This is a genomic window from Pseudomonas sp. 2VD (assembly GCF_005503585.1).
Taxonomy (GTDB): domain Bacteria; phylum Pseudomonadota; class Gammaproteobacteria; order Pseudomonadales; family Pseudomonadaceae; genus Pseudomonas; species Pseudomonas aeruginosa.
In genome coordinates this window covers 1-1,779 of record NZ_SCND01000613.1, presented here as the reverse complement: position 1 = coordinate 1,779, position 1,779 = coordinate 1, and the positions used below count along the sequence as shown (strand labels likewise).

1 protein-coding gene is annotated in these 1,779 nt (G+C 70.2%); it reads right to left on the bottom strand.

Annotation, left to right across the window (positions count from 1 at the left end):
* Positions 1-112: 112 nt before the first annotated feature.
* Positions 113-1,462: an 8-oxoguanine deaminase gene (locus tag FFS27_RS32400; protein ID WP_021263037.1), complete on the bottom strand. Its 1,350-nt coding sequence runs from the start codon at positions 1,460-1,462 to the stop codon at positions 113-115.
* Positions 1,463-1,779: the final 317 nt, after the last annotated feature.

Below are 1,779 nucleotides of genomic sequence, written 5' to 3'. Positions count from 1 at the left end.
GGACATGGTCGGCTCCTGGTGGGGGATGCCGAAGTCTAGCCGGTTGCAGGCCAGGCGCCGACCTATGCGAACCGACAGAGGAAGCCTGGCGCCTCCTCCGTCGGCGCCCGCCTCACCCGGCGATCAGGGCGCTCGCCGCCTCGCGGTGGCGGGCGATCAGGGCGGCCAGGTCGAGCCCTTCCACGGCACCGTCGACCACTCGCCAGGCGCCGCCGACCATTACCCGGTCGGCACGGTCGGCAGCGCATAGCAGCAGCGCCGAGAGCGGGTCGTGGCTACCCGAGAAGCGCAGCTCGTCGAGCTTGAACAAGGCCAGGTCGGCCTGCTTGCCGGGGGCCAGCTCGCCGATGTCGCTGCGTCCGAGCAGGCGTGCCGAGCCACGGGTGGCCCAGCCCAGGGCGAGTTTCGGGGTGATCCGCTCGGCGCCGTAGCGCAGGCGTTGCAGGTACAGGGCCTGGCGCGCCTCGAGGATCATGTTCGAGGCGTCGTTGGAAGCCGAGCCATCGACCCCCAGGCCGATCGGCGCGCCGGCCGCCTCCAGCTCCACGGTCGGGCAGATGCCCGAGGCCAGGCGCATGTTCGAACTCGGGCAGTGGCAGATACCGGTGCCGGCCTCGCCGAGACGACGGATCTCCTCGGCATTGAAGTGGATGCCGTGGGCCAGCCAGGTGCGCGGGCCGAGCCAGCCGACGCTGTCCAGGTAGTCCACGGTGCGCAGGCCGAAGCGCTGCAGGCAGAAGTCTTCCTCGTCGAGGGTCTCCGCCAGGTGGGTGTGCAGGCGTACGTCGTGGCGCGCCGCCAGTTCGGCGCTGGCGCGCATGATCTCCGGAGTCACCGAGAACGGCGAGCAGGGCGCCAGGGCGATCTGCACCCGGGCGCCTTCGCCGCGCTGGTGGTAGCGAGCGATCAGTCGCTCGCTGTCGGCGAGGATGGTCTCGGCCTCCTGCACCGTCTGCTGCGGCGGCAAGCCGCCGTCCTTCTCGCCGAGGCTCATCGAGCCGCGGGTGAGCATGGCGCGCATGCCCAGTTCCTCGACCACCCCGGCCTGCACGTCGATGGCCTGTTCGAGGCCGCCGGGGAACAGGTAGTGGTGGTCGGCGGCAGTGGTGCAGCCGGACAGCAGCAGCTCGGCCAGCGCCACCTTGGTGGCCAGTTCGAGCTTCTCCGGGGTCAGCCGCGCCCAGACCGGATAGAGGGTCTTCAGCCAGGGGAACAGCGGCTGGTTGACCACCGGCGCCCAGGCGCGGGTGAGGGTCTGGTAGAAGTGGTGATGGGTGTTGATGAGTCCCGGCAAGACCACGTGCCGGCTGGCGTCGAACTGGCTGGCGCAGGGCTGCGCGGGCTGCTGGCCGGCGCCGAGCAGCTCGACGATGCGGCCGTCTTCGACGACCAGGCCGCCGGCGGCGTCGAGACCGTTGGCGGTGAAGATGGCGAGGGGGTTGCGAATCCAGGTGCGGGACATGTGCGGACCTTCGTCGGATCGGCGGGCCGGCGCGAACGCTGCCGGCCCTCGGTTGATGAGAGCCAGCTCAGTGTTCACCCTGTCTGCTGATCCAGGTCCGCGGGGCGACGGGACGCCGCGCGCGTGGCGATATCCTACAAGGGATTGTCGGAGAGGTGTAAGGCTTTCCTCCCGGCGGCAGCCGGGCGCGGTTTGATGGGGGTCAACGGACGACCTCCGGCAGGGGCATAGAGTGGGGGACTGCATAGCTGAAAACGTAGAACGGAAGGAGCCCCGCATGAGCGAAGAACCCACTGTCACTCCCCCCTCCCCCGAGC